General features: G+C 71.1%; 24 protein-coding genes. 15 read left to right on the forward strand and 9 right to left on the reverse strand.

Translation table 11 applies throughout. The features are described from left to right. The first annotated feature begins 25 nt into the window (after positions 1-25). The gene (gene pyk / locus G8A07_RS04680; RefSeq protein WP_195795938.1) at positions 26-1456 is read left to right on the forward strand and encodes a pyruvate kinase; all 1431 of its coding nucleotides are present in this window, start codon (positions 26-28) and stop codon (positions 1454-1456) included. Between the two features lie 162 nt (positions 1457-1618). Here pyk and G8A07_RS04685 read toward each other — a convergent pair whose 3' ends face one another. Next, positions 1619-1894, reverse strand: a complete 276-nt coding sequence (locus G8A07_RS04685; RefSeq protein ID WP_195797997.1) for a hypothetical protein — start codon at positions 1892-1894, stop codon at positions 1619-1621. 194 nt (positions 1895-2088) lie between these two features. Continuing rightward, the gene (locus G8A07_RS04690; RefSeq protein WP_195795939.1) at positions 2089-3114 is read right to left on the reverse strand and encodes an STAS-like domain-containing protein; all 1026 of its coding nucleotides are present in this window, start codon (positions 3112-3114) and stop codon (positions 2089-2091) included. 179 nt (positions 3115-3293) lie between these two features. On the opposite strand from G8A07_RS04690, the gene fba reads away from it, so the two are divergent. The 4 genes from fba (at position 3294) to G8A07_RS04710 (ending at position 8760) form a co-directional block, all read left to right on the forward strand. Further along, positions 3294-4358, forward strand: a complete 1065-nt coding sequence (fba, locus tag G8A07_RS04695) for a class II fructose-bisphosphate aldolase (RefSeq protein ID WP_195795940.1) — start codon at positions 3294-3296, stop codon at positions 4356-4358. 92 nt (positions 4359-4450) lie between these two features. Beyond that, positions 4451-6493, forward strand: a complete 2043-nt coding sequence (locus G8A07_RS04700; RefSeq protein WP_195795941.1) for a Wzz/FepE/Etk N-terminal domain-containing protein — start codon at positions 4451-4453, stop codon at positions 6491-6493. A gap of 260 nt (positions 6494-6753) precedes the next feature. After that, positions 6754-7650, forward strand: coding sequence for a phosphoribosylaminoimidazolesuccinocarboxamide synthase (locus G8A07_RS04705; protein ID WP_195795942.1), 897 nt, complete (start codon positions 6754-6756; stop codon positions 7648-7650). Positions 7651-7659: 9 nt separating this feature from the next. Continuing rightward, positions 7660-8760, forward strand: coding sequence for a hypothetical protein (locus tag G8A07_RS04710; RefSeq protein ID WP_195795943.1), 1101 nt, complete (start codon positions 7660-7662; stop codon positions 8758-8760). Here the strand turns inward: G8A07_RS04710 and G8A07_RS04715 are convergent. Continuing rightward, positions 8757-9710 (reverse strand): tetratricopeptide repeat protein, encoded by a 954-nt coding sequence (locus G8A07_RS04715; RefSeq protein ID WP_195795944.1) that lies wholly within the window; start codon positions 9708-9710, stop codon positions 8757-8759. The two genes, G8A07_RS04710 and G8A07_RS04715, sit on opposite strands and share 4 nt — an antisense overlap. A 124-nt stretch (positions 9711-9834) precedes the next feature. Here G8A07_RS04715 and purE point away from each other — a divergent pair, with 124 nt between their 5' ends. From purE to G8A07_RS04735, 4 genes are read left to right on the forward strand one after another with little or no spacing between them, the layout of a single operon-like run. Then, positions 9835-10299: a 5-(carboxyamino)imidazole ribonucleotide mutase gene (gene purE / locus G8A07_RS04720; RefSeq protein ID WP_195797589.1), complete on the forward strand. Its 465-nt coding sequence runs from the start codon at positions 9835-9837 to the stop codon at positions 10297-10299. Beyond that, positions 10299-11465 (forward strand): 5-(carboxyamino)imidazole ribonucleotide synthase, encoded by a 1167-nt coding sequence (locus tag G8A07_RS04725; protein ID WP_195795945.1) that lies wholly within the window; start codon positions 10299-10301, stop codon positions 11463-11465. Before purE ends, G8A07_RS04725 begins: the two co-directional genes overlap by 1 nt. 10 nt (positions 11466-11475) lie before the next feature. After that, positions 11476-12486 (forward strand): L-threonylcarbamoyladenylate synthase, encoded by a 1011-nt coding sequence (locus G8A07_RS04730; protein WP_195795946.1) that lies wholly within the window; start codon positions 11476-11478, stop codon positions 12484-12486. A 29-nt stretch (positions 12487-12515) separates the two neighbouring features. Further along, complete coding sequence (locus G8A07_RS04735) at positions 12516-13457, forward strand: SGNH/GDSL hydrolase family protein (RefSeq protein ID WP_195795947.1); 942 nt, start codon at positions 12516-12518, stop codon at positions 13455-13457. Here the strand turns inward: G8A07_RS04735 and dacB are convergent. Then, positions 13454-14884 carry a D-alanyl-D-alanine carboxypeptidase/D-alanyl-D-alanine-endopeptidase gene (gene dacB / locus G8A07_RS04740; protein WP_195795948.1) on the reverse strand — a complete coding sequence of 477 codons (1431 nt, stop codon included), beginning with the start codon at positions 14882-14884 and terminating at the stop codon, positions 13454-13456. The two genes, G8A07_RS04735 and dacB, sit on opposite strands and share 4 nt — an antisense overlap. A gap of 33 nt (positions 14885-14917) precedes the next feature. Here dacB and tsaB point away from each other — a divergent pair, with 33 nt between their 5' ends. From tsaB to G8A07_RS04765, 5 genes are read left to right on the forward strand one after another with little or no spacing between them, the layout of a single operon-like run. Then, positions 14918-15631: a tRNA (adenosine(37)-N6)-threonylcarbamoyltransferase complex dimerization subunit type 1 TsaB gene (tsaB, locus tag G8A07_RS04745; protein ID WP_195795949.1), complete on the forward strand. Its 714-nt coding sequence runs from the start codon at positions 14918-14920 to the stop codon at positions 15629-15631. Then, positions 15628-16119 (forward strand): ribosomal protein S18-alanine N-acetyltransferase, encoded by a 492-nt coding sequence (gene rimI, locus G8A07_RS04750; RefSeq protein ID WP_195795950.1) that lies wholly within the window; start codon positions 15628-15630, stop codon positions 16117-16119. The genes tsaB and rimI overlap by 4 nt, the downstream gene beginning before the upstream one ends. Continuing rightward, entirely contained in the window at positions 16116-16937 is an 822-nt protein-coding gene (locus G8A07_RS04755) for a uracil-DNA glycosylase family protein (protein ID WP_195795951.1), read from the forward strand. The genes rimI and G8A07_RS04755 overlap by 4 nt, the downstream gene beginning before the upstream one ends. A 13-nt stretch (positions 16938-16950) precedes the next feature. Next, on the forward strand, positions 16951-19329 hold the full coding sequence (locus G8A07_RS04760; RefSeq protein ID WP_195795952.1) for a bifunctional diguanylate cyclase/phosphodiesterase: 2379 nt from the start codon (positions 16951-16953) through the stop codon (positions 19327-19329). 24 nt (positions 19330-19353) lie between these two features. Then, a complete protein-coding gene (locus G8A07_RS04765) occupies positions 19354-20448 on the forward strand; it encodes a class I SAM-dependent methyltransferase (protein WP_195795953.1) in 1095 nt (364 codons plus the stop codon). 12 nt (positions 20449-20460) lie between these two features. Here the strand turns inward: G8A07_RS04765 and G8A07_RS04770 are convergent, their stop codons facing one another. Together G8A07_RS04770 and G8A07_RS04775 are read right to left on the reverse strand one after the other, a co-directional pair. Continuing rightward, the gene (locus tag G8A07_RS04770; protein ID WP_195795954.1) at positions 20461-20877 is read right to left on the reverse strand and encodes a GNAT family N-acetyltransferase; all 417 of its coding nucleotides are present in this window, start codon (positions 20875-20877) and stop codon (positions 20461-20463) included. Positions 20878-20942: 65 nt separating this feature from the next. Then, entirely contained in the window at positions 20943-22184 is a 1242-nt protein-coding gene (locus G8A07_RS04775; protein ID WP_195795955.1) for a multifunctional CCA addition/repair protein, read from the reverse strand. Positions 22185-22347: 163 nt separating this feature from the next. Here G8A07_RS04775 and G8A07_RS04780 point away from each other — a divergent pair, with 163 nt between their 5' ends. Then, positions 22348-22842 (forward strand): FxDxF family PEP-CTERM protein, encoded by a 495-nt coding sequence (locus tag G8A07_RS04780; protein WP_195795956.1) that lies wholly within the window; start codon positions 22348-22350, stop codon positions 22840-22842. Between the two features lie 82 nt (positions 22843-22924). Here the strand turns inward: G8A07_RS04780 and G8A07_RS04785 are convergent, their stop codons facing one another. The 3 genes from G8A07_RS04785 to G8A07_RS04795 form a co-directional block, all read right to left on the reverse strand. Beyond that, positions 22925-23608, reverse strand: coding sequence for a glutathione S-transferase family protein (locus G8A07_RS04785; RefSeq protein ID WP_195795957.1), 684 nt, complete (start codon positions 23606-23608; stop codon positions 22925-22927). Between the two features lie 96 nt (positions 23609-23704). Then, the gene (locus G8A07_RS04790; RefSeq protein ID WP_195795958.1) at positions 23705-24658 is read right to left on the reverse strand and encodes a complex I NDUFA9 subunit family protein; all 954 of its coding nucleotides are present in this window, start codon (positions 24656-24658) and stop codon (positions 23705-23707) included. Then, positions 24655-26667 (reverse strand): transglycosylase SLT domain-containing protein, encoded by a 2013-nt coding sequence (locus tag G8A07_RS04795; RefSeq protein WP_371816429.1) that lies wholly within the window; start codon positions 26665-26667, stop codon positions 24655-24657. The genes G8A07_RS04790 and G8A07_RS04795 overlap by 4 nt, the downstream gene beginning before the upstream one ends. Positions 26668-26698: the final 31 nt, after the last annotated feature.

A 26698-nucleotide genomic window follows, 5' to 3' on the forward strand; every position in this document is an offset into this window, starting at 1 on the left:
AACTTGATTTCATCTGAGACCGCCCATGACCCGTGCCACCAAGATCGTCGCCACCCTCGGACCGGCTTCCTCCTCGCCCGAGGTGCTGGAACGCATGATCCGGGCCGGCGTCGATGTGGTGCGGCTGAACTTCTCGCATGGCAAGGCGCAGGACCATATCGACCGCGCCCGCATGGTGCGCGAGGTGGCGGCCGCGGCCGGCCGCTCGGTGGCCATCATGGCCGACCTGCAGGGCCCGAAGATCCGCGTCGGCAAGTTCGAGAACGGCAAGATCGAACTGATCAACGGCACGCCCTTCATCCTGGACGCCGCCCGCACCGAGCTCGGCAACGAGCAGATCGTGGGCCTGGACTACAAGGAGCTGCCGCGTGACGTGAAGCCGGGCGACACCCTGCTGCTGAACGACGGCCTGCTGGTGCTGACGGTGGACTCGGTCAAGGGCTCGCAGGTCCACACCACGGTCAAGCTGGGCGGCGAGCTGTCCAACAACAAGGGCATCAACAAGCAGGGCGGCGGCCTGACCGCGCCGGCCCTGACCGCCAAGGACATGGAGGACATCAAGACCGCGATGTCCTTCCAGTGCGAGTACCTGGCGGTGAGCTTCCCGAAGAACGCCACCGACATGGAGATGGCGCGCCAGCTGGCCAATGTGGCCGGCGAACCCTGGCGCCACAAGCCGGCGATGATCGCCAAGATCGAGCGCTACGAGGCCATTCCGCAGCTGGAAGCGATTCTGAAGGCCAGCGACGGCATCATGGTGGCGCGCGGCGACCTGGCGGTTGAGGTCGGCAACGCGGCCGTGCCGGCGCTGCAAAAGCGCATGATCAAGATGGCGCGCGAGCTGGACAAGGTGACGATCACCGCGACCCAGATGATGGAGTCGATGATCGTGAATCCGGTGCCGACCCGCGCCGAGGTGTCGGACGTGGCCAATGCGGTGCTGGACGGCACCGACGCGGTGATGCTCAGCGCCGAGACCGCCGCCGGCAAGTACCCGGTCGAGACCATCGAGCAGATGGCCGCGATCGCGCTGGAGGCCGAGCGTGCCGAGTTCGTCAGCCTGGACACCGATTTCGCCGGCCGCCAGTTCGGCCGCATCGACCAGTCGATCGCGATGGGCGCGCTGTTCACCGCCTACCACCTGGGCTGCAAGGCCATCGTCGCGCTGACCGAATCGGGCTCGACCGCGCTGTGGATGAGCCGTCATCGCATCCAGGTGCCGATCTTCGCGCTGACCACCCAGGAGGTCAGCCAGCGCCGCATGAACCTGTACCGCAACGTGCAGCCGCTCTTGATGCCCAAGTTCGACGACCGCGACCAGGCCCTGAAGGCGGCCGAGCAGCTGCTGGTCGACCGCGGCGTGCTGATGCCCGGCGACACCTATGCGATCACCTGCGGCGAGCCGATGGGCTACCCGGGCGGCACCAATATGCTGAAGGTCGGCCGGGTCGACTGATCCCCGGACCCGAGGGCAAGCCTCGGGTCCGCCGCGCCCGTCCCGCTCGGCTGTGCTGGCCGCATGGCCGGAACCGGATGCGCAGCGCGGCAGGACGCAAATTCAAACGGGCGGGAGCGGGACCGGGCGCGCCGGCATTGGCTGCTGCGCGGCGCCGGTCTGTTATGGGCTGCGGCCACCGCCCATCGGGTGGGCGCCGCGCCGACCGCACGGCCGGTGCTGAAGCTGGCGATCAGCGAAAGCAGCCCGCGCGCCTTCGTGCTGCCGCTGCTGCGCCCGATCGCCGAGGGCGGCGGCTTCGAATGGGTGCTGCATCTGCTGCCCTGGGCGCGCCTCTTGGCGCTGTCGGCGCGCGGCGAGATGCTGGCCTTCGGCCTGTCGCGCAATCCGCAGCGCGAGCAGCAGTACCTGTTCAGCGAGCCGGTGTTCACCAACCATGTCTGGATGGTGGTGCGCGCCGGCGAGAGCCCGGAATTCGGCGGGCTGGACAGCCTGCGCGGCCGCACCCTGTGCCTGACCCGCGGCATCAGCGACGGCACCGTCTTCGACCAGGCGCGCGAGCGCCGGCTGTTCGAGACCCAGCAGGTCGGTCTGGACCTGGTTGGCCGCCGCAGTAGTTTTACAACAGCCTGTCAGGCGCTGTTCAGCGCGCTCTGCACCAGGGCCGCAATGCGCGGCGTCATGCCGGTGGGCACCAGCAGCACCTCGGGATGGGCGCGGCCGAAGACGCGGAACAGCTCGTCGGCGAAGCCATGGCCGATCTCCTCGATGCCGTCGAAGCTGATCTCGGCCTGTCGGAACATCGGCAGCCGCGCGACCACCCGGCGCGCCTGGGCGCGCGAGTCCAGCACCTGGCCCGGGCCGGCCAGCAGGCGCAGGCTGACCGTGGTGCGGTCGAACTCGATGCCGCTGCCGTCCAGGCTCCAGGCGCCCAGCACCTGGTCCAGGGTGCGCGTGGTGTCCAGCGCGATCGCCATATAGATCGAACTGCCCTCGCGCGGCAGCGGCCGGCCCGGCTGCCAGCCGGCCGGGTCCCAGGCGCGGCGCTGGAAGGCATGCTTGTTGGCATGGATGTCGAACACATCGGCCAGCTGCGAGCTGAAGAACAGGCCGCGGCCGGTATGCGCCGCCGGCTGGCTGGTCAGCCGGCCCTTGCTGAGCTCCAGCATCGCATGCTGGGCGTCGGCGATCGCGAAGCGGCTGCAGATCTGCTCGAACACGCCGCAGCCGTCGTCGGAGACCAGCAGCTGGGCATGGCTCGCGGTCTGGCGCAGCGAGACGGTGACGCTGGTGCCGCCGCTGTGGTCCACCGCGTTGTTGACCAGCTCGGTGAAGCCATGCTGGATCATGCGCGCCACATGGGGCGGCAGCGCGAAATGAGGCGCGAAGTCGCGCTGCCAGGGCAGGTCCTCCTGCAGGCCGTGCAGGGTGTAGCTGCGTGCCACCTGGCGCAACAGGCCCGGGCCGTAGACCGGGCGGCGCGCGCTGCCCTCGCGCGTCAGCCATTGCGACTCGACCAGGCGGCGCAGCGCTGCCTGGGTGGCGCGCCGGCTGGCGCCGGTGCGCTCCATCACATGGTCGATCAGATCCAGCGAATGCTCGCGCGCGGCGGCGGTCATCCACAGGGTCAGGTGGTCGAGGGCGAGGCGGACGGTCACGCCGGCGAGGCTAGCGGCGCCGCGGCCCCCGCGCAAGCGCGCTTGCCCCAGGATGAGGGGTCGGCGTGCCAGCCGCTTGTTACGGTCCGGCCATGCCACACCGCTAGAATCAGCTGCAGTTACGGCGCGGTTACCAAGGCCGCGCCCGCCAGAATCTGCAACTCCCAGGAGGGCTTCCCATGCCTCTCGTTTCAATGCGCCAGCTGCTGGACCATGCCGCCGAACAGGGCTATGGCATTCCGGCCTTCAACGTCAACAACCTCGAGCAGGTGCAGGCCGTGATGGCCGCGGCCGACGAGGTCGGCGCGCCGGTGATCCTGCAGGCCAGCGCCGGTGCCCGCAAGTACGCCGGCGAGCCCTTCATCAAACACCTGATCCTGGCCGCGGTCGAGGCCTATCCGCATATCCCGCTGGTGATGCACCAGGACCATGGCACCAGCCCCAAGGTCTGCGAGGGCGCGATCAACCTGGGCTTCGGCTCGGTGATGATGGACGGCTCGTTGATGGATGACGGCAAGACCCCGTCCAGCTTCGACTACAACGTGGACGTGACCCGCAAGGTCGTCGAGATGGCCCACAAGGTCGGCGTCACCGTCGAGGGCGAGCTGGGTTGCCTGGGCAATCTGGAGACCGGCGACGCCGGCGAGGAAGACGGCATCGGCGCCGTCGGCAAGCTGGACCACAGCCAGATGCTGACCGACCCGGAAGAGGCGGCCACCTTCGTCAAGGCCACCCAGCTGGACGCGCTGGCGATCGCCATCGGCACCAGCCATGGCGCCTACAAGTTCTCGCGCAAGCCCACCGGCGACATCCTGGCGATCAGCCGCGTCAAGGAAATCCACAAGCGCATCCCGAACACCCATCTGGTGATGCACGGCTCGTCGAGCGTGCCGCAGGAGCTGTTGGCCATCATCAACCAGTACGGCGGCAAGATGAAGGAGACCTTCGGTGTGCCGGTCGAGGAGATCCAGGAAGCCATCAAGCATGGCGTGCGCAAGATCAATATCGATACCGACATCCGCTTGGCGATGACCGGCGCGGTGCGCAAGTTCCTGGCCGAGAACCCGGACAAGTTCGATGCGCGCGAATGGCTGAAGCCGGCCCGTGAGGCCGCCAAGCTGATCTGCAAGCAGCGCTACCTCGAGTTCGGCTGCGAGGGTCAGGCCGGCAAGATCAAGCCGCGCACGCTGGTCGACACCGCCGCCGCCTATGCGCGCGGCGAGCTGAACCAGATCGTCCAGTAACCTTTTGTTTCGCGGACATCCCTAGCGCCTCTGATGGCGCCGGGGGAGGGGCGTGCTTATAGTCGCGGCATTGCCGCCGAGCCCGCCCTGCCGTGTTTCATCACGATGCCGCCGAATCCCCGCCGCGCCTGTCGCCGCCCGGCCTGAATGGCTTGCCGGGCGAATCCTATGGCCCGCCGCCGCGCAATGCGGCGATGCGGCGGCGCCTGAAGGTTTTTGTCGCGACCTTCCTGCTCGGCCTGCTGGCGACCCTGGTCTATGACTTTGGCCGCAGCCCGATCTACAAGGCCGATGCCCGCATCCAGATCACGCCGGCCGCCCGCGCCGCCGCCAGTTCGCCGGCCGGTGCCGAGGGCGGCCCGCAGGGCTTCGGCCTGGAGGTGCAGCTGCTGAGCAGCCGGCCGCTGCTGGAGGCGGTGCTGCCGCGCCTGCAGGCCGCCGGCCATCTGCGCGAGACGGGTGGCGATTCGGTGGCGCAGCTGCAGCGCATGCTGACCCTGCTGCCGGTGCCCGGCACCCAGGTGGTCGAGTTGCAGGCCGAAGGGCCGCAGCCGGCGCTGACCGCGGCGCTCCTGAACACCCTGATCGAGGTCTACCGCGAGCGCCAGCTCGAGGCCGGCGACGCAAGCCAGCTGACCCAGCTCGACGATGCGCGCGAGGAGCTGCGTGTGATCGAGGCGCGGGTGCAGCAGCAGCGCCGCGCGCTGGACAGCTTCCGGCAGCGCGCCAACATCGTCTCGGCGGAGCGCGACGAGAACCAGACCCTGTCGCGCCTGAAGGGCATCGGCGCCTCGCTGAATACCGTCAACGAGCGCGAGGCCGCCGCGGCCGGCAAGGTGCATGCGATCGAGCAGGCGATCGCCGAGGGCAAGCGCACGCCGCAGGCGCGCGACAACCCGACCATTGCCGGTATCGAGAACCGGCTGTCGCAGAACCGCGAGGAATGGCGCTCGCTGGAGCGCCAGTACACGCCGCAGTACCTGGAGCTGGACCCGGCGGCGCGTTCGCTGAAGAGCCGCATCGCCAACCTGGAGCAGCAGCTCGAGACCGAGCGCCGCGCCAGCCAGCAGACCGCGCTGGCCGATGCGCGCGAGGAGCTGCGCATGGCCCAGGTCACCGGCCAGCGCCTGCAGCAGCAGCTGGTCGAGGATCGGCAGGGCGTGCAGGCCTTCGGGCGCCGCTTTGCCGAACATCAGGGCCTGCAGGAAGAGCTGGCCGGGCTGGAGAAGCTGCAGCAGGCGGCCAAGCAGAAGCTGCTGGCGCTGGAGGCCGGCGAGCGCACGCGGCGGCCGCGCGTCGAGGTGCTGGAGCATGCGGTGGTGCCGCAGGAGCCCTGGCGCCCGTCCTACTGGCGCGATGCCGGCTTCGGCCTGGTGATGGCCCTGCTGCTGGGCCTGCTGGCGGTCTGGTTCATCGAGTTCTTCGACCGTCGCGATCCGCGCCAGGGGCCCACGGTCGTGATCGCGCCGTCCTGGGGGGGCATGCCGGCGGCGAACTCGCCACAACTGGCTGGGGCCATGGCGCCGGCCCTGCCGCATGGCTTCGACCTGCCGCGGCTGGGTCAGGCGCTGGAGCCGCTGCGCGAACTGGAGCAGGAGGAGGTGGCGCGACTGCTGGCGCATGCCGCGCCCGAGCCGCGCGCGATGCTGGCCTGCCTGCTGTGCGGGCTCAGCGTCGACGAGGTGGTGGCGCTGCCGCTCGGCGCGGTCGACGCCCAGGCCGGCCAGCTGCGGCTGCGCGGCGATTCGCCGCGCGAGCTGGTGCTGCCGCCGCTGCTGCGCGGCTGGGCGGCGCGCCGCGGCGAGCAGACCCAGCATCCCGAGGCGCCGCTGTTCGTGCGGCCCGGCGGCCAGACGCCGATCGACGCCCAGGACGTGCGCGCCGCGGTCACCTCGAGCGCGCTGGATGCCGAGCTGGATCAGCCGCAGACGGTCAGCGCCGAGTCGCTGCGCCATAGCCACATCGCCTTCCTGCTGCGCCAGGGCCTGCGTTTCGGCGAGCTGGCGCCGCTGGTCGGGCGCCTGCCGCCGGAAACCCTGTCGCAGCTGGCGGCGCTGGCGCCCGGCGGGCCGCGCCTGTCGCGCGACCAGGTCGAGCCGCTGATGCCGGCGCTGCGACGCGCGAGCCTGAGCTAGGGCCTGTTCATGCTATGGCAGTCAGCCGCGAAGGCCCGCCCCTCGGGGGCGAACCTTCCCGCAGGGTTGTGACCAGAAAGACCGCATGCGGCGTTGCAAATCCTCGCCGGGTGTCCAACCCGGCTGCGGTTTGCGCCTTGCCTGCAGCCTTTCTGGTCACAACGCGACTTGCTGCCCTAGCGTGAACAGGCCCTGGGCCGCGCGGGAAGGGCGGCGGGGCTGGGCCTAAAATCCCGCGCACCTTAGACGGAAGTCCTTCCATGACCGCTGCCCTGCATACCTCCTCGCTGACCTCTCTTCCCCTGATCGCACGCGGCAAGGTGCGCGAGAACTACGCGGTGGGCGCGGACCGCATCCTGATGGTGGCCTCGGACCGCATCTCGGCCTTCGACGTCATCATGGGCGAACCGATCCCCGGCAAGGGCGCGCTGCTGACCCGGATGGCGCTGTTCTGGTTCGAGAAGCTGGATGGCATCGTGCCGAATCACCTGACCGGCGAGGATCCGCTGTCGGTCGTCGGCGAGGCCGACCGGGCCCAGGTGCAGGGCCGCTCGATGCTGGTCAAGCGACTGAAGCCGCTGCCGATCGAGGCGGTGGTGCGCGGCTATCTGGCCGGCAGTGGCTGGGCCGAATACAAGACCAATGGCCAGGTCTGCGGCGTGCAATTGCCCGCCGGCCTGGACAACGCCTCCAAGCTGCCCGAGCCGATCTTCACCCCGGCTACCAAGGCCGAGATGGGCGATCACGACGAGAACATCGATTTCGAGCGCTGCGTCGCGATCATCGGCCGCGAGCTGGCCGAGCGGGTGCGCGACATCTCGATCGCGCTCTACCAGCGCGCCGCCGACTACGCGCTCACCAAGGGCATCATCATCGCCGACACGAAATTCGAGTTCGGCCTGGATGCAGACGGCACGCTGACCCTGATGGACGAGGTGCTGACGCCCGACTCCTCGCGCTACTGGCCGGCCGAGAGCTATGCGGTGGGCAGCAACCCGCCCAGCTACGACAAGCAGTTCCTGCGCGACTGGCTGGAGCAGGCCCAGGTCGACGGCCAGCCCTGGGGCAAGGTCGCGCCGGCGCCAGCGCTGCCGGCCGAGGTGGTGGAGAAGACCGCGGCCAAGTACCGCGAGGCCCTGGACCGCCTGACCCGCTGAGCCGACCCCATGGCTCAGAAATCGCGCCTGCACCAGCGCCTGGACAAGGCCATCGCGGCCGCGCCGGACCAACTGCAGTCGGCCGGCCTGCGGGCGCAGCGCGCGGTGCTGCAGGCGCGCCATGGCCAGCTGAAGGCGGCGCGCCATGAGCTGACCGCGCTGCACCAGCTGGCCTTCCAGCATCCGCATCCGCACCTGGGTGCCTGGCTGCATCTGGCCGAGGGCCTGATGAGCTATTTCACCGATTTCAGCGGTGGGGCTTACGAGAAGCTCATGCGCGCCCGTGCCATCGCCCAGCTGGCCGGGCTGGCCGAGGTCGAGGCGCTGGCCACGGCCTGGCTGGCGCATCTGGCCTATGTGCGGCACGACATCGACGGGCTGGTGGCCCATGCCCAGGCCTGTCGGGCGCTGGCCGGCGCGGATCAGCATGCGGCCCAAAGCCGCCTGGCGATTGCGCTCGGCTTGGCGCACCATTTCGCCGGCCGCGTCGACCTGACCCAGCCCTGGTACGCCAAGGCCCGCCAGCATGCGCTGGCCGAGGGCGACGACGCCACCCAATCGGCCCTGATGTACAACATGGCGGAGATGCGCACCGCCCATGTGCGACGCGACGCGCTGAGCCATCCGACCAAGCCGGTGCCCGAGCTGCTGCTCAGCGCCGACTCGATCGAGCGCTATGACGAGGCGGTCGGGGGCTCGGCGATGAGCGAGCTGACGCCGATCCTGCGTGCGCAGATCCAGACGGTGCGCGGCGACTATGCGGCCGCCTGCGAGCTCTATGAGCGCCACCTGCCGCAGGCCATCTCCTGCGGCCTGGCGCGCCTGGGCAGCAGCATGCTGGCCGATCTGGCCTGGTGCCGCGTGCAGATGGGGCAGCGCGAGCTGGCGCTGCAGCAGGCGCGCGAGTCGGAGCTGGAGCTGGACCCGGCCTGCGATGTGGATGACCGCGCCGCCACCCATAGCCGTCTGGCCCAGGTCTACCAGGAACTCGGCGATGCCGAGGCCGCGGCCCGCCATGCGGCGAGCGCGGCGGCCGAATGGGCCGAGCTGGAGCGCCAGCAGCGACACTGGGTTGAGTCGCTGCAAGCGGCCGGCCTGGCCCGGCCTTAGAACAAGGCCATGCTGAGCTTGCGCCGGTACTGATCGATCAGTGGATCGCTGGCCGGCACCACCGCCTTGCCGGCGATCTCCAGGGTGCTCTTGGCCTCGGTGCCGGCCGGCGCCTTGGGCGCGGGCTTGCTGAGCAGCTCCAGGATCGCGACATAGAGCTTGCGCGCGGCTTCGCCGTTCCAGGCCTTGTCGCGCATGATGATCTCCAGCAGCTCGTCCATCGCCTCGGGGAAGCGTTGCGCGGCCAGTTGGGTCTGGGCCAGCGCGTAGCGAGCCTCGAAATCGCGCTTGTTGGCGGCGATCGCGGCCTGCAGCGTGGCCGGCTCGGCCCGGGCGGCGGCCTCGACCGCGGCGATCCACAGGCCCAGCGCCGCGAAGCGCGCATGCGGGGTGATGGTGTCGGCCGCCTTGGCCGCCACCGGCGCGAAGGCCGCCTTGGCATCCTGCAGCAGGCCCAGCTCCAGCAGGGCCTTCACATAGTCGAAGCGGGCCACCTCGTTGGCGGGATCGGTCTCGACCGCCTGGGCCAGCTTGGTCAGGGCCGATTCCAGGTCGCCCTCGGCCAGCAGCTCTTCGGCGGCGGCCAGGTCTTCCTCGGCCTCCAGCATCTCGCCGCTGGGCACATGCTTGTCCAGGAACTCGCGGATCTGGGCCTCGGGGATCGCGCCGACGAAGCCGTCCACCGGCTGGCCGCCGACGAACATCACGCAGAAGGGGATCGAGCGCACGCCGAAGGCCTGGCTCAGCTGGGTGGCGATCTCGGGCTGCTCGTCGCTGTTGAGCTTGGCCAGCAGGAAGCGGCCGGCGTAGGCCGTCTCCAGCTTCTCCAGCACCGGGCCCAGGCTCTTGCAGGGGCCGCACCAGGGCGCCCAGATGTCCAGCAGCACGGGCTGCTGCATCGAGGCCTGCAGCAGCTCGGTTTCGAAGTTCTGAATGGTGATGTCGATCATGGTGTGTCGGGACTGATCCGGGGACTTGGCGGCACCCGCCTACAATTCAAGGTTTCTTTCCGCCTTATTCATTCAGCGATTGGAGCGAGCCGTGAGCAGCGCCTCTCCCCTGGTCGGCGTGGTGATGGGTTCCAGCAGCGACTGGGAGACCATGAAGCACGCCACCGACATTCTCTCCGAGTTCGGTATCCCTTTCGAGGCGCAGGTCGTCTCGGCGCATCGCATGCCCGACGAGATGTTCGCCTATGCCGAGGCCGCCGAGGGCCGTGGCCTGCGCGCGATCATCGCCGGTGCCGGCGGCGCGGCGCATCTGCCCGGCATGCTGGCGGCCAAGACCCCCGTGCCGGTGCTGGGCGTGCCGGTGGCGAGCCGCCATCTGCAGGGCGTCGACTCGCTGCATTCGATCGTGCAGATGCCCAAGGGCATCCCGGTCGCGACCTTCGCGATCGGCACCGCCGGTGCCGGCAATGCGGCGCTGTTCGCGGTGGCGATGCTGGCCAGCGGCGATGCCGCGCTGCGCGCCAAGCTGGCGGCCTTCCGCGTCGCGCAGACCGAGAAGGCGCGTGCGATGAGCAAGGATCTGGTCTGATGAGCGAAGTTCTGCTGCCGGGCGCGACCCTCGGTGTCCTGGGTGGCGGCCAGCTGGGCCGCATGTTCGTGCATGCCGCGCAGAGCCTGGGCTACCGCACCGTGGTGCTGGATCCGGACGCCGACAGCCCGGCCGGCGCGGTTGCGCATGAACATATCCGCGCCGACTACCTGGACGAGACCGCGCTGGCGCGCCTGGCCCAGGCCTGCGACGCGATCACGACCGAATTCGAGAACGTGCCGGCGCGCGCGCTGGAACTGCTGGCCGCGCAGCGCCCGGTGGCGCCGGCCGCGGCCTGCGTCGCGATCTGCCAGGACCGCGCCGACGAGAAGGCGCATTTCCGCGCCGCCGGCGTCGACTGCGCGCCCTATGCGGTGATCCGCGGCGAGGCTGATCTGGGCACGGTGCCTGATGCGCTGCTGCCCGGCATCCTGAAGACCGCGCGCATGGGCTATGACGGCAAGGGCCAGGTCCGCATCCGGACCCGCGCCGAGCTGGCCGCAGCCTGGGACGAGCTCAAGCGTGTGCCCTGCGTGCTGGAGCAGATGCTGCCGCTGCAGCGCGAGCTGTCGGTGCTGGTCGCGCGCGGCCGCGATGGCGGCTGCGTGCTGTTTCCGGTGCAGCAGAACCTGCACCGCGACGGCATCCTGGCCGTCACCGAGGTGCCGGCCCCGGCGGTCGATACGGCGCTGCAGCAGCGCGCCGGCGCGGCCGCGACGCGCATCGCCGCCGAGATGGGCTATGTCGGCGTGCTGTGCATCGAGTTCTTCCTGCTGCAGGACGGCTCGCTGGTCGTCAACGAGATGGCGCCACGCCCCCACAACTCGGGCCATTACACGATGAACGCCTGCGATGTCTCGCAGTTCGAGGCGCAGGTGCGCGCGCTGGCCGGCCTGCCGCTGAACACGCCGCGCCTGCATTCGCCCACCGTGATGCTGAACCTGCTGGGCGACCTCTGGTTCGATGCTGAGTCGGGCGCCGAGCGCAGCCCCGACTGGGCCGCGGTGCTGGCCCTGCCGGGCACGCATCTGCATCTGTACGGCAAGGCCAGCGCGCGGCCCGGCCGCAAGATGGGCCATCTGAACATCACCGCCGCCACGCCCGAGGCCGCGCGCGCGACCGCGGCCCGGGCGGCTGCGATCCTCGGCCTGCCGACCGCCTGGTGAGGGCCCGCCGATGCTGCTGAACGGCTCCGACCCCAGCGCCATCGACCGGGCCGCCCGGGCGCTGGCCGATGGCGAGCTGGTCGCGCTGCCGACCGAGACCGTCTACGGCCTCGGCGCGCGCGCCGACCGGGACGCCGCGGTGGCCAAGATCTTCGCGGCCAAGGGCCGGCCGACCGATCATCCGCTGATCGTGCATGTGCTGGACATCGCCGACGCCGAGGCCTTCACCAGCGCGCTGCCGCCGGTGGCGCGGCGCCTGATGGAGGCCTTCTGGCCGGGGCCGCTGACGGTGATCGTGCCGCGCGCGCCCGGCATGGCCGCGGCCGCGGCCGGCGCTCAGGCCAGCGTGGGCCTGCGCTGCCCGGCGCATCCGGTGGCGCGCGCGCTGCTGGCCCGCGCCCATGAGTTGGGCGTGCGCGGCGTCGCGGCGCCCAGCGCGAATCGCTTCGGCAAGGTCAGCCCGACCCGGGCCGAGCATGTGCAATCGGAATTCGGCGATGAACTGCTGGTGCTGGACGGCGGCGCCTGCGATGTCGGCATCGAATCGAGCATCGTCGACTGCAGCCGCGAGCATCCGGTGCTGCTGCGCCCCGGCATCCTGACGCCGGCGCAGATCGAGGCGGCGGCCGGCGAGCCGCTGCGCGAGAAGGACGCGGCCGCGCCGCGCGCCTCCGGCACCCTGGCCGCGCATTACGCGCCCAGTGCGGTGGTGCGCCTGCTGGACCGCGCGGCGCTTCAGGCGGCGCTGAACCGGCAGCAACAATGGCCGCCGGCCCTGGCGGTATATTCGCGGTCGCTGCCGGTCATGGCGGGGCCGACGATCTGGCGGACCATGCCGCAGGATGCTGCGGCGGCGGCCTTCGAGCTGTTTGCCGTGCTGCGCGAGCTGGATGCGGCCGGCGCCTGCGAAATCTGGATCGAAACCCCCCCGGGCGACGACAGCGCCTGGGACGGCGTGCGCGATCGCCTGTCGCGCGCGGCGGCGGCCTTTGCCGGCCCCGCGGACGGCGAGCCACAGTGATCGATGGAAAGTCTATGTCTGGAGAGTTGATGAAGTTTCTGAAGCAAGGCGCGCTGGCGCTGGCGGCGGCCGCGGTGTTGGCCGGCTGTGGTGGCGGTGGCGGCCAGATCGAGCCCTTCAGCCCGAAGAGCATCCTGGTCTTCGGCGACGAGTCCAGCGTGATCACCGCGGAAGGCCGCAAGTACTCGGTCAATGCGCTGGATGACAAGGGTGTGCTGGACTGCGCGAGCAACCCGATCTGGGTGCAATCCCTGGCCGGGGCCTTCGGTCTGGTGTTTCCCGAATGCAACCCGAAGGGCGGTGTCACCACGACCGGCAAGATCTACGCCAAGCCGGCCGCCAAGGTGGCCGATGTCAAGATCCAGGTCGATGGCGCCTTCAACGCCGGCGGCTTCAACAGCAAGGTCCTGAACACGGTAATGGCCGGTACCAATGATCTGTTGGAGCTGTATGGCCAGTACCCGCAGCAGGGCGTCGATGCGCTGAAGGGCCAGGCCCGCCAGCGCGGCCGCGATCTGGCCGACCAGGTCAATCGCATCGCCAATGCCGACGGCCGCGTGCTGGTCGCACTGCTGCCCGATCTGGGCCTGACCCCCTTCGCGCTGAAGGAGCGTGCGAACAAGCCGGACACCGACCGCGCCGCGCTGCTCTCGGCCCTGACGTCCGAGTTCAACCTCGAGCTGCGCACCAATGTGGTCAACGACGGCCGGCGCATCGCACTGGTGCTGATGAACGAGGAAAGCGAGCGTATCGGCCGCATCTCCGGCTATGCCGCCGCGGTGGGCATCGAGAACTACACCGATGTGGCCTGCCTGGATAGCAGCCTGCCGCTGCAATGCACGGCCAAGACCCTGGTGACCAACGGCAAGGCCACGACCTGGCTGTGGGCCTCGCCGACGCTGATGGGGCCGGTCGGTCACAACCGCCTGGGCAATATGGCGGTGACCCGCGCGTCCAACAACCCCTTCTAAGGGGTCGGGGCGGTGCCGTCCTGCACCGCCCATTGCAGCAAGGCGTCCAGCGCCGCGCGCCCCGCGCCGGCGCGCGGATGCTGCAGCAAAGCCACCAGCACATAGCGCCGGCCCGAATCGGCATGCACATAGCCGGCCAGCGCGCTGACATCGCGCAGCGAGCCGGTCTTCAGATGGGCGCGCCCGTAGGCCGCGCCGAAGCGCGCCGCGCCGCCGCGCGCCAGGGTGCCGTCCAGCCCGGCCAGCGGCAGCGAGGCGACGAACTCCGGCATCAGCGGGCTGGCCCAGGCCTCGCGCAGCAGGCGGCCCAGTTGCTGCGGCTTCAGTCGGCTCTGGCGCGACAGGCCCGAGCCGTTCTCCAGCAGGAAATCCTCTTCGCCCAGCTTGCCCGCCAGCCAGCGGCGCAGCTGTTCGCGCGCGGCCTCCTGGGTCGCCGGGCGGTCCGTCGCCAGGCTCAGCAGCAGCATCTCGGCCGCGACATTGGCGCTGTTCTTGTTGATGTCGCGCAGCACCTCGGCCAGCGGCGGCGAGGCAAACCAGAGGCTAGCCGGCTCGGCCGGCGCCAGGCCCGGCCGCACCTGGCCCTTCAGGCTCCCGCCGGCCTCCTGCCATAAGGCCTTCAGCAGGCGCGCGTTGTAGCTGGCCGGCTCCGGGTCGGCCAGCGGCCAGGACAGCTCGCCGCAGGCGGCCGGGTAAGCGCCAGCGAAGCGCAGCGGCAGGCCCTCCTGCCATTGCAGCCTTAGCGCGCCGCGCCAGTCGCCGCAGGGCCCGTTGGCCAGCGGCACACTGGACTGCAGCGGCGGCAGCGGCAGGTCGCCGACGATCCAGGCCTGGCCACGCACCGGATCCGGCCTGAAGCGGTAGACCTGGGCCTTGTGGTTCAGCAGCAGGGCCTCGGGCGCGGCATTGCCGGGGCGCCAGGGTTCGCCGTCGAAATCGGCCGGCGCGGCGGGCCAGGGCGCGAAGGCGCTGCCGTCGAACACGATATCGCCTTCGATCTCGCGCAGACCCAGCTGGCGCAGGCGCTGCATCAGCAGCCACAGCCGCTCGCGCACCAGCTTGGGGTCGCCGACGCCCTTGATCACCAGATCGCCCGTCAGCCGGCCGCTGTCCGGTTGCAGCCGGCCGGTCAGCCAGACCGGGGTCTGCCAGGTCCAGGCCGGGCCCAGCTGTTCCAGCGCGGCCAGGCCGGTCACCAGCTTCATCAGCGAGGCCGGATTGAAGGGCTTCTCGGCCTGCCAGGCCAGGCGCGGCGGACCGCCATCGACCGGCTGCAGCCAGACGCCCAGGGCCTGCTCCGGCAGCTGGGCCTGGCGCAGCGCCTGCAGCACTGCGAGTGGCAGCGGCGCGGCGGGCGGGGGAGTCGTCGTCTGGGCGAGGCCGGCCTGGGCCCAGAACAGGGCGCCGGCCGCGATCAGGGCACGCATGGCGGCGATGATCGCACGGCTACACTTCCGGGCATGACTGTGTTGCTGGCCCTGGATAGTTCGACCGAAAGCATGGCGCTGGCGCTGACCGGCCCGCAAGGGCGCTGGTTTTTCGAGGACGAGGGCGGGGCCAAGGCGTCTGAGCGCCTGCTGCCCGAGCTGATGGCGCTGCTGGCGCGTGCCGGGCTGGCGCTGGCCGATGTCGACGCGATCGGCTTTGGCCGCGGCCCGGGTGCCTTCACCGGCCTGCGCACCGCCTGCGCGGTGGCCCAGGGCCTGGCCTTCGGCGCGGACAAGCCGGTGCTGGCGCTGGACAGCCTGATGCTGGTGGCCGAGGACGCGCGCCAGCAGGCCGAGACCTCCCTGGACGATTGCTGGGTGGCGATGGACGCGCGCATGGGCGAGATCTATGCGGCGGCCTACCACCATGACGGCCGATGCTGGCAGACGCGCCGAGAACCCGCGCTGTATGCGCCGGCGGCGCTGCTGGCGCGCTGGGCCGCCGAGCCGCCCGTGGCCCTGTGCGGCAGCGCGCTGGCGGTCTTCCCCGAGTTGGCCGAAGCGGCCGCGCGCGCGCGATCGGCCTGGCCGGCGACGCGTTCGCGCGCCGAGGCCCTGGCCGTGCTGGCCGAGGCCGCCTGGGCCGCCGGCGAGCGCCTGGACGCGGCGCAGGCGATGCCGCTGTATGTGCGCGACAAGGTCGCGCTGACCACCGAGGAGCGCCAGGCGGCGCGCGCCACGCCATGAGCGCCGAATTGCGGTCCGGCACCCGGCTGGAGGCCATGCGGGTGGGCGATGTCGAGGCGGTGCTGGCGATCGAGCAGCGCGCCTACGAGTTCCCCTGGACGCGCGGCAATTTCATCGATTCGCTGGCGGCCGGCTACGAGGCCTTCGTGCTGCGCGACGAGGCCGATGCGCTGCTCGGCTATTGCCTGGCGATGCCGGGCGTCGGCGAGCTGCATCTGCTGAACATCACGGTGGCGCCGGCCTTGCAGGGCCGCGGCCATGCGCGCGGCATGCTGGATGCGCTGCAGGCGCTGGCGCGCGCGCAGGGCTGCGAGCAGATCTGGCTGGAGGTGCGCCAGAGCAACGAGCGCGCGCGTGCCGTCTACCAGCGCTACGGCTTTGCCGAGGTTGGCCAGCGGCGCGCCTATTACCCGGCCGCCCAGGGCCGGCGCGAGGATGCGGTGCTGATGAGCCTGCGCCTGCTGCCGGCGCAGGAGGTGTTGGCATGAGCTGGAGCGAACGCCAGCAGGCGATGCTGGAGGCGATGGGCCTGAAGGTCTGGACCGCACCGCCGGCCGCGCCCGTACCCGTCGAGGCGCCGGCCGAGGTTGCGGTGGCCGAAGCTGCACCCGCACCGGTGGCGCCGCGGCCGGCGCCTGCGCCCGCGCCGGCACCGCGTTCTATGGCCGAGGTGCTGGTGGCGCCGGCGGCGCTGCCGCAGCGCGCGCCGCGCGCCGGGTTGGAGCGCATCGCGGCGATGGGCTGGCCGGAGCTGCGCGAGGCGGTGGCGGACTGCCGCGCCTGCAAGCTCTGCGAGAGCCGCAAGAACACCGTGTTTGGCGTCGGCAACGAGCGCGCGCATTGGATGGTGGTCGGCGAGGCACCGGGCCAGCAGGAGGACCTGCAGGGCGAGCCCTTCGTCGGCCAGGCCGGCAAGCTGCTGGACAGCATGCTGCGCGCGATCGGCCTGTCGCGCGGCGACGGCCCGCCGGAGCAGCAGGTCTTCATCGCCAACACGCTGAAATGTCGCCCGCCGGGCAACCGCAATCCGGAGCCCGACGAGCTGGCGCAATGCGAGCCCTTCCTGAACCGCCAGATCGCGCTGGTGCAGCCGCGCATCATCCTGGCGATGGGGCGCTTCGCGGTGCAGTCGCTGCTGCGCAGCAGCGAGCCGATCGGCCGCCTGCGCGGCCGGGTGCATGAGTACCAGGGCGTGCCGCTGATCGTGACCTACCACCCGGCCTACCTGCTGCGCAACCTGGCCGACAAGGCGCGCGCCTGGGAAGACCTGTGCCTGGCGCTCGACACCCTGGAGCGCCGCGGCTGAGCCCGGCCCCGCCATGATGCCGCCCCAAGCGATTCCCGATCTCGAACTGCTCTGGCCGGGCTGGGCGCGCCTGCCCTGCGCGCTGGCCCTGGTCGATGCGCAGGGCCGGGTGCTGCAGGCCAACGAGACCTTCACGGCGCTGGCCGCCGCGCCGGATTGGGCCTGGCTGGCGCCCGAGGCCGGGGCGGCGTTGCGCGAGGCCTGGGCCCGGCGCGCCGATTTCGCGCTCGAGCTGGCGCTGGCCGGCGCGGCGGGCTGGCGGCTGTGCGAGGCGCGCTGGGACGAGGGCCTGGGTGCCCATGTCTGCCTGTGGCTGGACATCGGCGCGGCCAAGCAGGCGGCGCTGCGGGCGGCCGAGCAGGTCTCGCAGTTCCGGCTGCTGGCCGACCATGTGCCGACCCTGATCGCGCTCTACGAGGCGCGCAGCTACCGCTGCCTGTTCGCCAACCGCGGCTATGCCGCCACCTTCGGCCTGACCGAGCAGAGCATCCTGGGCCGGACCTTCACCGAGATCATCGGCGACGCGGCGGCCGATCTGGTCGGCCCGATCGTCTACGAGGTCGAGCGCAGCGGCCGGCCCGGCTTCTACGAGCGCCAGCTGCGCGGGCCGGACGGCCAGCCGCGCTGGATCGAGGCCCATGTGATCCCGCACCTGGATGCGGCCGGCCAGGTGCAGGCCGCCTTCGTGCAGATCGTCGACATCACGCGGCACCGCCTGGCCGAGGCGGCGATGCGCGAGTCCGAGGCTCGGCTCGAGAAGTTCATGCAGGCCTCGGCCGAGGGCATCCTGTTCCATGTCGACGGGCGCATCGTCGACGCCAACCCGGCGCTGTGCACGCTGATCGGCTATCCGCTGGAGGAGCTGCGCGAGCGCTCGGCCTTCGACTTCCTGCCGGTCGAGGAGATCGGCAAGGTGCGGCAGATGATGCAGGCCGGCGCCGAGGTGCATTACGAATCGGCGGTGCTGCACCGCGACGGCACGCGCATCCCGGTCGAGCTGATCGTGCGCGCGATGGCGCGCGGCGGCGAGAACCAGCGCATGGCGATCGTGCGCGACATCCGCGACCGCGTCGCCGCGCAGGCGCGCATCCGTCATCTGGCGCAGCATGATTCGCTGACCCAGCTGCTGAACCGCGCCGCCTTCATGGAGCGGCTCGGCCCCGCGCTGGCGCGCGCCCAGCAGCGCGGCCACCAGCTGGCGCTGCTGTTCATCGACCTGGACAACTTCAAGCGCGTCAACGATTCGCTGGGCCATCTGGAGGGCGACAAGGTGCTGTCCACCGTCGCCGAGCGCATCCGCAACTGCCTGCGCACCTCCGACCTGGTCGGGCGCTTCGGCGGCGACGAGTTCGTCGTTCTGCTCAACGATGTGCATCAGCAGGAAGACGTGATGGTGGTGCTGATGGCGCTGCTGTCGGTGGTCGAGGTGCCGGTGCGCGCCGACGGGCGCGACCTGTCGGTGACGCCCTCGATCGGCGTCGCGCTCTACCCGCGCGACGGCGAGCGCGCCGAGGAGCTGATCCAGCATGCCGACACCGCGATGTACCTGGCCAAGGCGCGCGGCCGCGCCAGCTATCAGTTCTTCGAGCCCGAGATGGCGCGCCAGGCCTATGCCGACTTGGTGCTGGAGGCCGAGCTGGCCGAGGCGCTGACGCGCGACCAGTTCCGCCTGCATTACCAGCCGCAGATCGATGCGCAGGACGGCCGCCTGGTCGGCGCCGAGGCGCTGCTGCGCTGGCAGCACCCGGAGCGCGGCCTCCTGAGCCCGGATGCCTTCATCGCGGTGGCCGAGCGGCACCGCCTGATGGTGCCGCTGGGCGAATGGGTGATGCGCGAGGCGCTGCGCCAGAGCAAGGCCTGGCACGACAGCGGCATCGCGCCGGTGCCGATCGCGGTCAATCTGTCCAGCATGCAGTTCCGCCTGGACCGCTTTGCCGACACGGTGCGCGAGGTGCTGGCCGAGGCCGGCGCGCCGGGCGAATGGCTGGAGCTGGAGCTGACCGAGCGCATGCTGGTCGACGACCTGGGCACGGCGCCGGCCACACTGGCGGCGTTGCGCGCGCTGGGGCTGGCGATCTCGGTGGACGATTTCGGCACCGGCTATACCGCGCTGGCGCATCTGACCCAGCTGCCGTTGGACAAGCTGAAGGTCGACCAGAGCTTCGTCGCCAAGCTGCCCGGCGATGCCGGCTCGCTGGCGATCACGCGCGCCATCGTGCGCATGGCCAAGGACCTGGGCCTGCGCGTCGGCGCCGAGGGCGTGCGCAACGAGGTGCAGCGCGCGCTGCTGGCCGAATGGGGCTGCGACGAGCTGCAGGGCGAGTTGGTCGGCGATTCGATGCCGGCGCGCCAGTTCGAGGCCTGGGTGCGCAAGCGCAGCGGCGGCGCCTGATCCCCTGTTCCTACAATCGGCGCGATGGATTTGTTGACCCTGATTCGCCAGGAGATCGCCGCGGCCGGCGGCTGGCTTGGCTTCGACCGCTTCATGGAACTGGCGCTCTACGCGCCCGGCCTGGGCTATTACAGCGGCCCGCGCCGCAAGTTCGGCCTGATGCCCGGCGGCGCCGACGGCGGTTCGGACTTCGTCACCGCACCCGAGATGTCGCCCCTGTTCGGCCGCGCGCTGGCCGTGCAGGTCGGCCAGGCGCTGCAGGCCACCGGCACCGACACGGTGATCGAGTTCGGCGCCGGTAGCGGCGCGCTGGCGGCCCAGCTGCTGGAGGCGCTGGGCGAGCGGGTGCGGCGCTACCAGATCGTCGACCTCTCCGGCACCCTGCGCGCGCGCCAGGCCGAGCGCCTGGCCCGCTGGGGCGACCAGGTGCAATGGCTGGACGCGCTGCCGGAGCGCTTCGAGGCGGTGGTGGTCGGCAACGAGGTGCTGGACGCGATGCCGGTGCAGCTGGTCCGCTTCGACGGCCAGCGCTGGTGGGAGCGCGGCGTGGCCTGGGACGGCGCGGGCTTCGTCTGGGCGGACCGAACGAGCGAGCTGGCCCCGCCGCTGGAGGCGCAGGGCGTGGCACCGATTCCCTTCGTGCCCGACACCGTGACCGAGTTGCATGCGCAGGGCGAGGCCTTCGTGCGCACCCTGGCCGCCGGTCTGGCGCGCGGCGCGGCCTTCCTGATCGACTATGGCTTCCCGGCCGCCGAGTACTACCACCCGCAGCGCATCGGTGGCACCCTGATGTGCCACCACGAGCATCGCGCCGATCCCGATCCGCTGGTCTTGGTCGGCGAGAAGGACATCACCGCCCATGTCAACTTCACCGGTGTCGCGCTGACCGGCCAGGACGCCGGCCTGACGGTGCTGGGCTACACCAGCCAGGCCAACTTCCTGCTGAACTGCGGCCTGATCGATCTGCTGTGCGAATCCGACCTGGCCGGCCGCGCGATGGCGCACCGGCTGATCGCCGAGCATGAGATGGGCGAGCTGTTCAAGGTGATCGGTTTTGCCGCCGGCGAGGGCTTCGACGCGATCGGTTTTGCCGCCGGCGACCGCTCGCACATGCTTTGATCTGATGCGGGGTCAGACCTTGCGCGCCATCCCGATCGAGGCCGGCGCGGTCGGCTCGAAGCCGAACTGCGCATAAAGGTCGCGCGCCAGGTCGTCGGCGATCAGGCTGACATAGGCGCTGGGCGCCAGCTCGCGGTCCAGATAGGCGCTGATCTCGCGCATGATCAGCTTGCCCAGGCCGCGGCCCTGGTGCTCCGGCCGCACCGCGATGTCCACCACCTGGTAGGCGGTGCCGCCGTCGCCGATCACCCGGCCCATGCCGACCGTGCGGCCCTCGGCCAGGATCTGCACCGCGAACAGCGAGGCCGGCAGGCCGCGCGCGGCGGCCTCGGTGGTCTTCGGGCTCAGGCCGGCGGCGCTGCGCAGCGCGCAATAGGTCTCGGCGGCGGGGATCGCGTGCAGGACGGTGTAGTCACTCGGCTCGGTCATGGCGGTCGATGGATGGGGCAAGAAGATGAAGGCCGCAGTATGGTCGCCACCGGTGCCAGGTCTTGTCAGTGGGCGCCTTCTTCCTGCTCGCCGGCCAGCAGGGCCGCCAGCCGCGCCTGCTGCACCGCGCGGCCGATCGCCGGGCCGGTCTTGCCCGCGGCGATGGCGGCGGCGCTGACCGCGCCCAGGTCCAGCGCCAGCAGCCGGCGCAGGTCCCGCGCCAGTCGCTCGCGCTGCGGATAGGGGCGCTCCTCCAGGCCCAGCCGACCGCGCGCATCGCATTCGCAGGCCAGCAGCAGCAGCTCGAAGCGCTCGGGCCGGCGCAGCGCATCGCAACGCTCCAGCAGGCGCAGCCGCGCCTCGGCGCTAAAAGCCCCGCTCTGGTGCACATGGGTATGCTCGCGCGCCATCAGCTCGGCCAGCTCGCGGCAGTCCGCCGGCACGCGCCAGCGCTCGCTGATCGCGCGCGCCAGCGGTACGCCGCGGCCCTCATGACCGATATGGCGGGGCAGGGCCTCGGGGGGCGTCAGGCCCTTGCCGAGGTCGTGGCACAGGCTGGCATAGCGCACCGGCAGCGGCGCGCCCAGGTGCGCGCATTGGTCCAGCACCATCAGCAGGTGCACGCCGGTGTCGATCTCCGGGTGATGGGCCTCGGGCTGGGGCACGCCGAACAGGCGCTCGATCTCCGGCGCCAGGCGCGCCAGCGCGCCGGCCTCGCGCAGCACCTCGAACATGCGCGAGGGCCTCTCCTCCATCAGCCCGCGGCTCAGCTCCTGCCAGACGCGCTCGGCCACCAGCGCGTCGACCTCGCCGGCTTCAACCATCTGCCGCATCAGCGTCAGCGTCTCGGGCGCCACCGTGAAATCGGTGAAGCGCGCCGCGAAACGCGCCAGCCGCAGGATGCGCACCGGGTCCTCGGCAAAGGCCGGCGAGACATGGCGCAGCACCCGGTCGCGCAGGTCGCGCTGGCCGCCATAGGGATCGACCAACTCGCCGCTGGCCTCGTCGCGGGCCATCGCATTGATCGTCAGGTCGCGCCGTGCCAGGTCTTGCTCCAAGGTCACGTCCGGCGCCGCATGGAAGGCGAAGCCGTGATAGCCGGGCGCGGTCTTGCGCTCGGTGCGCGCCAGCGCGTATTCCTCATGGGTCTGCGGATGCAGGAACACCGGGAAGTCGCGGCCCACCGGCTGGTAGCCCTGAGCCAGCAGCTCGGCGGGGCTGGCGCCGACGATGACCCAGTCGCGATCCGACGAGGGGCGGCCGAGCAGGGCGTCGCGCACGCTGCCGCCAACACAAAAAATCTTCATGCGCGCAGTGTAGGAGGCTGTTCGCTCTGCGGTTGTTGCGGCGCAGCACCCCCGCGAAGCAGGGGGGTGAAACAGATGCTTACCCCACTACAGTACGGGCAAACCCGAGCACAAGCCGGGTCGGCCGGTCCAACCGGCTCCACACACGAGGGAAGTTCAAAGCATGAAATTCAAGATTGTTGCGGCCGCTGCATTGGCCGCCATGGCTGGTTTTGCCCAAGCGGCGACGCACGACTGGGGCACCCACGCCATCGTCGAGGCCGGCGGCGGCTTCGCCAGCGGTGCCGGCGCCTCGCTGAGCGACACCTACAAGTTCAGCCTGAGCAGCCAGACCGGCGTCCTGGCGGTTGCGGTCTCCAACGACTTCGGTTATTTCAACCTGACTGGCGGCAAGATCGAGCTGTTCAAGGAAGGCAGCACCACGGCCATCGGCAGCTTCAGCTTCGACGATTCGGTCTCTACCTTCTCGTTTGGCACGCTACTGGCTGGCAACTACTTCTACGCCGTGACCGGCAAGGTCGCGTCCGACGCTTTCGCCGCCACCTACCAGCTGAACTCGCAACTGGCTCCGGTGCCGGAACCCGAGACCTACGCCCTGATGCTGGCCGGCCTGGGTGCCGTGGCCTTCGTCGCGCGTCGTCGCAAGCAGCAGGCCTGATCGATCCTCTACCGGATCATCGACCTCAAGATAGAAAGGGCGCCATCGGCGCCCTTTTTTCATGGCCGCGCGGCGGCGGTGATCAATCCCGCCCGCTGCGATACGGCTCCTCGAAGTCCAGGAAATCCTGCTCGGCCAGCGAGTCGGCGATCCATTCGCGCACGCCGGGGGCGGCGGCCAGGCGCTGGGCATAGGCGGCGCTGGCCTCCGACAGCGGCAGGCCATAGGTCTTGAAGCGCATCGCGACCGGCGCGAAATAGGCGTCGACCGCGCCGAACTCGCCAAACAGGAAGGGGCCGCCGCTGGCCGCCAGCTGCTGGCTCCAGATCGCGTCGATGCGGGCCACCTCGGTGCGCAGCTGGGCGTTCTCGGCCAGATGCTTGGCGCCGACCTCCGGCAGCGCGGCCTCGATGTTCATCGTGCAGAGATTGCGCAGGGTCGAGAAGCCGGCATGCATCTCGGCGCAGAGGCTGCGCGCGCGGCTGCGCTGGCGCGCGTCGCGCGGCCAGATCGGCAGTTCGGGGTGGCGCTCGGCGATGTGTTCGGCGATCGCCAGCGTGTCCCAGACCGCGAAGCCGTCGTCCTCCACCAGCACCGGCACCTTGGAGGTCGGCGTGTAGGCGGCCAGCGCCTGGTAGAAGGCCGAGCCCGGCGTGAAGTCGAAGCGCAGCTTGCGCTCCTCGAAGGGGATGCCGAAGGCCTTCAGCAGCACCCAGGGGCGCATGGACCAGGAGGAGTAGTTCTTGTTGCCGATGATCAGTTGCATGGGGGCTCCGTGGGGTAGGGCTCCGATGCTACGCGGTAGCGGCGCCGCGATGGTTGCCGATTGCGCAAGGGATTGATGAGCGCCGCGCGGTCCGCCTCAGTGGCGCGCGCGCCAGCGGTCCAGCCGCGTCGCACCGCCACGCAGATAGCCCGGCGCGATGGCCTCGACATCCTGCGCGGTGATGCCCAGCGCGGCCAGGCCGGGCAGGGCGCCGGTGGCGACATTGGGCACGCGCATCGAGGCCAGGTTGTCGCGCGACATCAGCGGCTCGCCCGGCAGGCATTCCAGCGCCAGCGCCTGCAGCCAGCCGAGCGCGGCGGGCAGCGGCAGGATGGGGCGCGGATGGCCGCTGGCGCGCCCGGCCAGGCGCACCAGCTCGGCCAGGCTCCATTCGCGCGGGCCGGCCAGCTCGAAGGTCTGCCCGGCGCAGCGCGAGGCATCGGCGCAGCAGCGCGCTAGGGCCTCGGCCACATCCTCGACCCAGACCGGCTGGAAGCGCGCGTCGGCGCCGGCCAGCGGCAGTAGGGGCAGCCCGCGCTGCAGCGCGGCGAACAGGTTCAGGAAGCGGTCGTCGCGCCCGAAGATCACCGAGGGCCGCAGCAGCGTGCTGGTGGCGGGGCGGGCCTCGCGCAGCGCCGCCTCGCCGCGCGCCTTGGAGCGCAGATAGCGCGAGGGCGCATCGGCCGCGACGCCCAGCGCGCTGACATGGATCAGCCGCGTCTGGCCCTCGCAGAGCCCGGCCAACCGGCGCGGCAGCGCCACATGGACGCGTTCGAAGGCGGCCTCGTCGCCCTGCAGGATCGCGATCAGGTTGACGACGATGTCCTGGCCGTTCAGCAGCGCGGCCAGCTGTGCGTCCTCATGCACATCGGCCTGCCGCAGGGTCAGGCCCGGCAGCGGCTGCAGGGCCTGCGCATGGCCGATGCGGCGCGTCGCCACCGTCAGGCGCGCGCCGCCCCGGTACTGGCGCACCAGCCGCTCGCACAGGGCGCGGCCGACAAAGCCGCTGCCGCCCAGCACCAGGATGGCCGGCGCACCGCCGCCGTTCATGGCAGGTCCGTCGCCGGCGCGCTGGCCGGTCCGATCGAGCGCCCCAGCCGCGCGCGCAGCTCGGCCCGCTCGTTGCCCATCAGCTGGGCGTAGATGGTGGCGTTGGAGAGCACGCGCTTGACGTAGTCACGCGTCTCGGTGAAGGGGATGCTCTCGGCCCAGATCGCGGCGTCCAGGGGCGGACCGTCGCGCCAGCGGCGCGGCCGGCCGGGGCCGGCGTTGTAGGCCGCGGCGGCCAGCGCCTGCGAACCGTCGAAGGCGTCCAGCACCAGCTTCAGATAGGTGGTGCCGATGCGCAGATTGAAGTCGCGGTCGGTCAGGAACTCGGGCTTGTAGGCCATGCCCACCTTCTTCGCGGTCCACTTCGCGGTGCTGGGCATCACCTGCATCAGGCCGGAGGCGCCGACATGGGAGCGCGCGTCCATCACGAAGCGCGATTCCTGGCGGATCAGGCCGTAGACATAGGCCGGATCCAGCCCGGCCTCGCGCGCCTGCGCCAGCAGCTCGGCGCGGTAGGGCATCGGGTAGCGCTGGGCCAGGTCGACCTCGCCGCGGGTGCGCTCGCTGGTGTTGATGCAGCGGTCCCAGATCTCGCGCTCGCAGGCCAGCTGCGCGGCGGCCAGCAGCTCGCGGTCGCCCATGCCGCGCAGGCTGAAGTTCCATTCGCGCACGCCCTCGCCGCGCAGGCCCAGCTGCACCAGCATCAGCGCGCGCGTCAGGCCCGCATGGCTCTGCGCCTGGCCGCGCTCGGCCGGCGTCAGCGGCAGCGGCGTGGCCGGCAGTGCCGCTCGCTGGCCCAGCTCCTCGGCGGCGAGCTTGCCGTAGAAGCTCAGCGGCGAGGCCAGGCCCTGCAGCAGGCCGCGCGCTTCGGCGGCGGTCTGGGGGTTGGCCTTCAGGCTGCGCGCCTTCCAGTAGGTCCAGGCCGGATCGAGCGCGCCGTTGCCTTCCTTCTCCAGCAGCTCGATCGCGCGCAGCAGCAGGGCCGTCCGACCCTGGCCGTCCTCGGCGCGCAGCGCGGCGCGCGCGGCCCAGGCCAGGGTCTCGTCGCTCCATTCGATGCGCTGCTTGGCGGGCTGCAGCTTCAGCGCCTTGTCGTAGTAGTCGGGCGCCTCGGGCTGCAGGCGGAAGGCCGCGGCGCGGCCGATCTGGGCCCAGACCCAGGCCGCGTTGTCGCGCGGCAGCTGGCGCTCCCAGCGCTTGCGCATGAATTCGGTGGTGGCGTCGACATCGTTGCTGGCGCTGCGCACCAGCGCGACGGTGGTCAGCTCGTCCTGCTGGCGGTTGCTGGCCGCGGCCTTGCGGGTCAGGTAGCGGCCGGCGTTGTCGATGATGTCCTTGACGCCGGCCTCGACCGGCTTGCCCAGCAGCCGCGCCGCGCCCTGCATCGCGCGCGGCCGGCCGGCCTCGGTGGCCAGGCGCAGCTTCAGCCAGACATCGTCCTCGTCCAGGCGCTTGGCCTCCAGCAGGGTGGAGGCCAGCAGCTGGCAGCCGTCGTCGCCGTCGCGCTGCGCCAGCCAGGCGGCCTTGGCCTCCTTGCGCACATCGCGGCCGGCCAGGTGCTCGGTCAGCAGCGCGTAGCAAGTGACCTCGCGGTCGTCGTTCATGCGAAAGCGCGGGTAGTCCAGCGCGAAGTTCTTCCAGTCGCGCCGCCGGCCCAGCTCCAGCAGCCAGTCGTTGCGCATGCGGTCCTCGACATAGCTGCCGGGCCAGCGGGCGTAGAAGGCCTCCAGGTCCGCCTGGGTGGCCTGGGTCAGGCGCAGGCCCAACTGCCAGTAGTCCACCCAGGGCGCCAACGCATGCTGCTGGGCCTGGGTCATGCCGGCCAGCTCGGCCAGGCGCTGGGCATCGCGGGCGCGCAGCGCCTCCCGGGCCTGCAGGATCAGCTCCGGCGAGCCGGCGCCGGTCTGGGCAAGACCCGGCCCCGCGGCACCGCCGAGCGCGGCCGCCAGGCCCAGCATCAGGCCCAGACTGCGGCGCCGGGCGCCTTCATATACTGCCGACAACAACATCTTCCTCATTCTTTTCTGACAAGGCCTTCGC

This window comes from Roseateles sp. DAIF2, from assembly GCF_015624425.1.
In the GTDB taxonomy this organism is placed as follows: Bacteria; Pseudomonadota; Gammaproteobacteria; order Burkholderiales; family Burkholderiaceae_C; genus Kinneretia.

What these genes read in the sequence shown, in the direction of transcription:
- G8A07_RS04725 (WP_195795945.1), top strand. Translation starts at nt 10,299, where the DNA reads ATGAGCGAAGTTCTGCTGCCGGGCGCGACCCTCGGTGTCCTGGGTGGC.
- G8A07_RS04790 (WP_195795958.1), bottom strand. Translation starts at nt 24,658, where the DNA reads ATGAACGGCGGCGGTGCGCCGGCCATCCTGGTGCTGGGCGGCAGCGGC.
- tsaB (WP_195795949.1), top strand. Translation starts at nt 14,918, where the DNA reads ATGACTGTGTTGCTGGCCCTGGATAGTTCGACCGAAAGCATGGCGCTG.
- G8A07_RS04715 (WP_195795944.1), bottom strand. Translation starts at nt 9,710, where the DNA reads ATGATCGACATCACCATTCAGAACTTCGAAACCGAGCTGCTGCAGGCC.
- G8A07_RS04780 (WP_195795956.1), top strand. Translation starts at nt 22,348, where the DNA reads ATGAAATTCAAGATTGTTGCGGCCGCTGCATTGGCCGCCATGGCTGGT.
- G8A07_RS04775 (WP_195795955.1), bottom strand. Translation starts at nt 22,184, where the DNA reads ATGAAGATTTTTTGTGTTGGCGGCAGCGTGCGCGACGCCCTGCTCGGC.
- G8A07_RS04710 (WP_195795943.1), top strand. Translation starts at nt 7,660, where the DNA reads ATGGCTCAGAAATCGCGCCTGCACCAGCGCCTGGACAAGGCCATCGCG.
- G8A07_RS04735 (WP_195795947.1), top strand. Translation starts at nt 12,516, where the DNA reads ATGAAGTTTCTGAAGCAAGGCGCGCTGGCGCTGGCGGCGGCCGCGGTG.
- pyk (WP_195795938.1), top strand. Translation starts at nt 26, where the DNA reads ATGACCCGTGCCACCAAGATCGTCGCCACCCTCGGACCGGCTTCCTCC.
- rimI (WP_195795950.1), top strand. Translation starts at nt 15,628, where the DNA reads ATGAGCGCCGAATTGCGGTCCGGCACCCGGCTGGAGGCCATGCGGGTG.
- dacB (WP_195795948.1), bottom strand. Translation starts at nt 14,884, where the DNA reads ATGCGTGCCCTGATCGCGGCCGGCGCCCTGTTCTGGGCCCAGGCCGGC.
- G8A07_RS04755 (WP_195795951.1), top strand. Translation starts at nt 16,116, where the DNA reads ATGAGCTGGAGCGAACGCCAGCAGGCGATGCTGGAGGCGATGGGCCTG.
- fba (WP_195795940.1), top strand. Translation starts at nt 3,294, where the DNA reads ATGCCTCTCGTTTCAATGCGCCAGCTGCTGGACCATGCCGCCGAACAG.
- G8A07_RS04765 (WP_195795953.1), top strand. Translation starts at nt 19,354, where the DNA reads ATGGATTTGTTGACCCTGATTCGCCAGGAGATCGCCGCGGCCGGCGGC.
- G8A07_RS04795 (WP_371816429.1), bottom strand. Translation starts at nt 26,667, where the DNA reads ATGTTGTTGTCGGCAGTATATGAAGGCGCCCGGCGCCGCAGTCTGGGC.
- G8A07_RS04785 (WP_195795957.1), bottom strand. Translation starts at nt 23,608, where the DNA reads ATGCAACTGATCATCGGCAACAAGAACTACTCCTCCTGGTCCATGCGC.
- purE (WP_195797589.1), top strand. Translation starts at nt 9,835, where the DNA reads ATGGGTTCCAGCAGCGACTGGGAGACCATGAAGCACGCCACCGACATT.
- G8A07_RS04760 (WP_195795952.1), top strand. Translation starts at nt 16,951, where the DNA reads ATGATGCCGCCCCAAGCGATTCCCGATCTCGAACTGCTCTGGCCGGGC.
- G8A07_RS04685 (WP_195797997.1), bottom strand. Translation starts at nt 1,894, where the DNA reads ATGGTTGGTGAACACCGGCTCGCTGAACAGGTACTGCTGCTCGCGCTG.
- G8A07_RS04730 (WP_195795946.1), top strand. Translation starts at nt 11,476, where the DNA reads ATGCTGCTGAACGGCTCCGACCCCAGCGCCATCGACCGGGCCGCCCGG.
- G8A07_RS04705 (WP_195795942.1), top strand. Translation starts at nt 6,754, where the DNA reads ATGACCGCTGCCCTGCATACCTCCTCGCTGACCTCTCTTCCCCTGATC.
- G8A07_RS04770 (WP_195795954.1), bottom strand. Translation starts at nt 20,877, where the DNA reads ATGACCGAGCCGAGTGACTACACCGTCCTGCACGCGATCCCCGCCGCC.